Genomic DNA, 5,908 nt, shown 5'->3' with positions numbered 1-5,908 from the left:
CCGCCGAGGAGGAGGTCGCCCCCGCCGCGCCCAAGGCCGTCGCCGAGCCCGCCGTCACTGACGAGCCCGCCGCCGAGGCGAAGGCCGCGCCCGAGGTCGCCGAGCCGGTCGCGGCCCCCGCCGCCGAGGTGAAGGCCGCCGCCGAGCCTGCTGTCGCCGAGGAGCCTGTCGCGGCGACCGAGCCGGTGGCCGCCCCTGAGGCGCCCGTCGCCGCGAAGCCGAAGTCCAGGTCCCGCAAGGCCGCCGCCCCCAAGCCTGCGGTCGCGGAAGAGCCGGCCGCCGCTGAGCCGGCCGCCGCGACGGAGCCGGCCGAGCCGCTGCCCGGCTACTCCGAGATGACTGTCGCCTCCCTGCGTGCCAGGATGCGCGGCAAGACCGCCGAGCAGATCGGCGCCTTCCTGGCCTACGAGCGGGCGACCAAGGCGCGGCCCGAGGTTGAGCGGATGTTCGAGAACCGGCTCGCCAAGCTGCAGGCCGGGGAATAGTCACCTCGAGCCCATAGGCTTCCGGCATGACCTCGAAGACCTCACCCGAGTCTCCCCTGCCGATCCGCACGGTCCTGCAGATGGTGGGCGGATGGATCGGCAGGCTCGGCACGGTCTGGGTCGAGGGCCAGATCACCGATCTGAGCGCCCGTGGCGGCACGGTGTTCCTGACCCTGCGCGACCCGATCGCCAACGTGTCCGCCAGGGTCACCGCTCCGCGCGGCGTCTACGAGGCTGCCGTGCCGCGGCCGGCCGACGGCGCCAGAGTAGTGATGCAGGTGAAGCCGGACTTCTGGGTCAACAAGGGTTCGTTCGCCTTCACCGCGCTGGAGATCCGCCCGGTCGGCGTGGGCGAACTGCTGGCCAGGCTGGAGCGGCTCAGGAAGCTGCTGGCCGCCGAGGGGCTGTTCAACGCCGACAGGAAGCGGCGGCTGCCGTTCCTGCCGGGCACGATCGGGCTCATCTGCGGCCGCGACTCCGCGGCCGAGCGCGACGTGCTGGAAAACTCCCGCCGGCGCTGGCCCGCCGTGCGGTTCAAGGTCGAGGAGGTGGCCGTCCAGGGCCCCTACGCGGTGGGCGAGGTGACCGAGGCGCTGCGCAAGCTGGACGCGGACTCCGAGATCGACGTGGTCGTCATCGCCCGCGGTGGCGGCTCTCTGGAAGACCTCCTGCCGTTCTCCGACGAGACGCTCGTACGCGCGGTGGCCGCCTGCCGCACGCCGGTCGTGAGCGCGATCGGTCACGAGCAGGACGGCCCGCTGCTCGACCTGGTGGCGGACGTACGCGCGTCCACCCCCACCGACGCGGCCAAGAAGGTCGTGCCGGACGTCGGGGAGCAGCTGACGCTGGTGCGCCAGTTGCGCGACCGGGGGCGCAGAGTGGTGAGCGGCTGGCTCGACCGTGAGATGTCCTGGCTGACGTCGGTGCGCTCGCGGCCCTCGCTGGCCGATCCGGTACGCGAGCTCGAGCGCAGGGCCGAGCAGGTGGAGGCGCTGCGCGACCGGGTCAGGCGGTCGCTGTCCGGCTCGCTCGACCGGGCCTCCGACGACCTGGTCCATCTGCGGGCCCGTCTGATCGCGCTGTCCCCCGCGGCCACGCTGGAGCGTGGCTACGCCATCGTGCAGCACCCGTCGGGCGAGGTGGTGCGCCTGGCCAAGGACGTCGCCCCCGGTGCCGTGCTGACGATCCGCCTGTCCGACGACCGGCTGACCGTCCGGGCCGAAAACGAGGGCGCGTAGCGCGCCTGAGGTCTACGTTCGGCACATGAGAGGACTCGCGCAGGTCGCCCAGCACGCCGACGACCTCGACAGAGCCACCGCCTTCTACCGCGACGTGCTCGGCCTGCGGCACATCGCCACCTACCGGCCGCCCGGGCTCGCGTTCTTCGACCTCGACGGCGTGCGGCTGCTGATCGAGCGGGGCGCGCCCTCCGCGGTGCTCTACCTGACCACCCACGACATCGAGGCGGACGTGGCGCGGCTGCGCGACCGGACGTCGCGATCGTCGAGGAGCCGCATCTGATCTTCACCGACGACGGCACGTTCGGCACACCGGGCGCGGAGATCCGCCTGGCGGCGTTCCGGGACTCGGAGGGTAACCTGCTCTGCCTCATGACCACGGGCGAGGGAGAACGTCCGCAAACCTCCAACTCTTGACCGGCGGTCGCGGCCGACTCGCGGGACGAGACACGCACTCAATTTGATTACTAAGAGTAGTCATCCGCTACACTGAGTCGCCGACGATGGATGGCGGCTACGCCCGCTACGACGTCTGGTCTCCGGGGTGCACTCGGATGTCTGATCCCGGGACAACTGATGCGTCAACCACTTTGGGCCCCCGCGCGTCGAATCGTCACGGCGTTCACGCTGACTCGGGAGGCCCCTCATGATCCGTCGCATCATCCGGAAACGACGCCCCGCGCCCACGCTCGCGGGCATCAGCCTCGAGGAGGAGCTGGCCCTGATCAGGGTCGAGCTCATGTACGGCCTGCGCGTCAATCGCGAGGCCTACCTCCGGAGGAAGGTCGACGAGCGTAACGAGATGGCTGATCGCCTGCGAGAGTGCGACACCGCCGACATGCTTGCCGACCTGCGCGGCTCCCTCGAGCGGGCGGTGCGCCCGGCGGTCGTCGACCTCCAGGGCGGGACCACGGTCGTGGACCTGCAGAGCAGGCGGCAGGAGCGGTCCGCACAGGACCCGGAGCCCGCCTGAACGCCCTCCGCTCCCCGGCCCATGCCGAATGCGCAGGCCGTGAGAGTCCATGCCTATTTTGGTCAGGAATCCGTGGCTGCCGGGCTATGCGATTTTAGGCATTTGGCCTGGTCAAAAGCGGATTCCACCGGGAAGTGACAGGAATCGGCACTGGAGCCTGTCATGCGGGCCCGGTTTGCCGTGAGGGCGGTCATACCTGCAGCATGGGCGTGGCTTTCCTGGAACAATTGCGGAGACCGGATAGGGTGACTACTTCACCGCGGATGATGGGGATCGGCAACGGACGACACCGCGCCAGCCGGGGGGATCGGCGCGAGCGGAGGCGTGATGGCTCGTAGGTCTACCGTCCAGCACGATCCTCGGATCGCTGGCGAGCCCGAGCTTTCCGCACCCCTGGACACAGCTGACTTCGGCGCGCCGCCGTCCCGCAGGCCGCGCCGTGGTGGCTGGTCCGGCGGCGGCGGACGGTGGCTGGTGTGGACCGGCCGCATCATTCTCTGGGCGCTTATTGTGGTTATCGTGGTCAATGGGATCCGTGCCCCATTTGAGCGGTTTACCCAGCAAGAGGCTGCAGTGCCCAATGGCGGCGCGGTGGCCCACAACGGCTTCCCCGTGGACCAGGGCATGGCTTTCGCCGGCCAGTTCGCCGGGGTCTATCTCAATTTCAACCCGGAGGACGCGACCAGCAGGTCAAGCAAACTGGAGGCGTTCCTGCCCGACGCCACGGACCCGCAATTGGGCTGGGACGGCAATGGCAGGCTGGGGGCCGTCGCCATCCAGCCGTACGACATCGAGGCGACCGACGCCAAGAACGCGGTGGTCAGCGTGGCCTTCCAGTCGGGTCCGCGCAGGCTGATGCTGTCGGTCCCGATCTACTACTCCGGCGACGACGCCGGCAAGAGGTTCGTCGTCTCCGGCCGCCCGGCGATCCTGCCCGCCCCCGCTCCTGCCGAGCTGCCCCAGGCGGCTCCGCCGGAGACCGACGACGCGGCCGCCGCCGAGCTGAAACCACAGCTGGAGGGCTTCTTCAAGGACTACGCGTCCGGCGACGCCGCCGGGCTGCAGCGCTATGTCGCCGCCGGCAAGAGCCTGCCGAGCTTCGGCGGCGTCTTCACGTTCGCAGAGTTGAAGAAAGTCGTGGTGCCTGTGGGGGGTGCCACCCGAGAGATTCAGGCGGTCGTCGTGTGGGTCGTGCCGAACGGCGAGGCCTCGCCCAGCCCGAACGCCACCGACCCCGCCGCGGTCGGCGCGCGCTTGGAGCAGGCCTACCGGCTCACCGTCGAGAAGCAGGGCGACAAGTGGTACGTCGCCGACATTCGTGGCGCCGGCCGGGTCGTTGACTAGAGGCCCGGCCGCACTGCTGATCGGTACCCCCCGGGAGGACAAGTGACCTTGAAGACCGTAGTGCTCACCTTGATCGAAATGACGCCGGCGCCTACGTCGACCGGCATTGACACCGGAGGGCTCGCCGACTTCCTGCGCGCGTTCTTCGCCCCGTTGTTCCTGGTTGTCGTCTCCGTGGTCGCGCTCTTCTTCCTCTTCACCCGCGAGATCACGCGATTCGTGCAGTTCCTGATACTGGCCGTGGCCATCGGAGTGATCTTCTACGTTCCCAACATCATCGAGGTGACGGCGAAGGCAATCGCGGGCGCACTGGGCATCAAGTAAGGGTTGAGACCGTCCCGGGGCGGTCATACACGAGCGGGTGGAGAGGAGGACCGGGTGGACCTGCCCACGTATACGAATATCTGGCGCATCGAGAAGCGGCTCTACAAGCTGTACGACCTCCGGCTCCCGATGCCGCTGCCGATCGTCTGGATCGGCGTCTTCGTCGGGGTTTTCGTCCCGTGGTCGCTCCTGCTGGTCCTGGTGGGCGTGCCGGTGGAGATGCCCTGGCACGTGCTGTTCCTGGTGCCGCCGGGGATCGTGACCTGGCTGTCGACCCGCCCCGTGATCGAGGGCAAGCGGCTCACCGAGCTCCTCGAGTCCCATCTCCGCTACCTGGGCCAGCCGAAGGCTTGGTACCGCCTCGCGCCCCTGGCCGAACCCGAGACGATCACGTTCTCCGGGCGCGTCTGGCGTACCAGCCCAGTCCGGGCCAGGTCCAAGGGGCCGCGCAAGGCCCGTCACCCGCAGCGCCGGCGCGAGGGCCAGCGGATCGCCGGGCCCCGCCAGGTGCGCCCCGCCGTCGCGGCCGCGGCGGCCGCGGCCGGCCAGGCTCCCGTCGCCGAGCCGGCGACCACGCGCACCGGCTGGGGCACCCGCCGCGGGGCCGCGCCCGCTCTCAATGCTCAGGTACGCCAGGGCGCCCCGTCCCCGGCACCCGGGGCCCCGGCGGGGCCGGTACGGCGCGAGAAGGGCCTCTCAGGCGGCTCTGGGCGCCCCCAGGAGGTGCCGCTGGTCGCCGTCACCGGGGACGACGCCCCCGGCACGGCACCCGCTCCGGCGTCCGGCACACCCGTCCCGGCGCCTGGACCGGCCGCCCGCGAGCCGGTCGGCCGGAGGGACGGCGCCAAGAGGGACGGCGGTGGAAGAAGCGGTGGCAGGAGGTCCGGCGGCAGGGCCGAGCGCCGGGGGAACGCTGCCGAGGAGCAGGCCGCCCGTGAGCCGGGTGCCGCTCGGGTGAGCGCGACCCGGGCCGATGCAGGCCGCGAGCCGGTGAGTGCGACTCGGGCCGATGCAAGCCGGGAGCCGGTGAGTGCGGCGCACGCCGATGCAGGCCGGGAGCCGGCTCCCCTTGAGCCGGGGGCTCAGGAGTCCGACGCCGGGGTGCGAGGTCAGGAAGTCGCCGGCCGGTCGCAGGGCGTACCGGAACGTGGGAGCGGGCACGGGTCGCCTGGCGAGGCGGAGGCGCGGGCCGCACACGGGGCGGTCGTGCCGATCAAGACGGCGGAGAGCCGTAAGCCCGCCGCGGGCAAGCCGATCGACACCGAGGCCCTGCGGCGGCTGAGGAGACTCGCGGCCAGTGCCGACGCGCCCGCCGACCCGACTGGTCGTGTGGAGACGGCCGGCCGGGTCGAGAGCGAGCGGCGCGAGGACGAGGTCGCGCGGGACCAGCACAGGAAGGGGCAGCCGCCCAGGCTGGGCCCGGCGCTGGTGCTGTCGGGCACGAAGCGGGTCTGGCCGCCGCTCAACCCGGACGCCAAGCCCTTGCCCCGTCCCGGCACCTCCCGCCCCGGCCATGCGGACGGCCCGCATGGCCGGGGCGGGAG

General features: G+C 71.3%; 7 protein-coding genes. All 7 read left to right on the top strand.

The features are described from left to right. The coding region (locus EJK15_RS67115; RefSeq protein ID WP_171075396.1) for a hypothetical protein at nucleotides 1–485 on the top strand (485 nt) is incomplete at its 5' end. 26 nt (nucleotides 486–511) lie between these two features. Further along, nucleotides 512–1,723, top strand: coding sequence for an exodeoxyribonuclease VII large subunit (gene xseA / locus EJK15_RS67110; protein WP_138720567.1), 1,212 nt, complete (start codon nucleotides 512–514; stop codon nucleotides 1,721–1,723). A 25-nt stretch (nucleotides 1,724–1,748) separates the two neighbouring features. Continuing rightward, nucleotides 1,749–2,006 carry a VOC family protein gene (locus tag EJK15_RS67105; RefSeq protein ID WP_206062270.1) on the top strand — a complete coding sequence of 86 codons (258 nt, stop codon included), beginning with the start codon at nucleotides 1,749–1,751 and terminating at the stop codon, nucleotides 2,004–2,006. A gap of 363 nt (nucleotides 2,007–2,369) precedes the next feature. Continuing rightward, nucleotides 2,370–2,696 (top strand): hypothetical protein, encoded by a 327-nt coding sequence (locus EJK15_RS67100; RefSeq protein ID WP_138720566.1) that lies wholly within the window; start codon nucleotides 2,370–2,372, stop codon nucleotides 2,694–2,696. A 573-nt stretch (nucleotides 2,697–3,269) separates the two neighbouring features. Continuing rightward, nucleotides 3,270–4,040, top strand: coding sequence for a conjugal transfer protein (locus EJK15_RS67095; protein ID WP_240778097.1), 771 nt, complete (start codon nucleotides 3,270–3,272; stop codon nucleotides 4,038–4,040). Between the two features lie 78 nt (nucleotides 4,041–4,118). Beyond that, nucleotides 4,119–4,364, top strand: a complete 246-nt coding sequence (locus EJK15_RS67090) for a hypothetical protein (RefSeq protein WP_240778098.1) — start codon at nucleotides 4,119–4,121, stop codon at nucleotides 4,362–4,364. Between the two features lie 54 nt (nucleotides 4,365–4,418). Beyond that, nucleotides 4,419–5,908 (top strand): TcpE family conjugal transfer membrane protein (locus EJK15_RS67085; RefSeq protein ID WP_240778096.1); only part of this gene is annotated, 1,490 nt, incomplete at its 3' end.

The sequence above is a fragment of the Nonomuraea basaltis genome, assembly GCF_005893125.1.
Classification (GTDB): Bacteria; Actinomycetota; Actinomycetes; order Streptosporangiales; family Streptosporangiaceae; genus Nonomuraea; species Nonomuraea basaltis.
The sequence above is the reverse complement of the archived record's forward strand: the minus strand, read 5'-3'. Positions and strand labels throughout refer to the sequence as shown.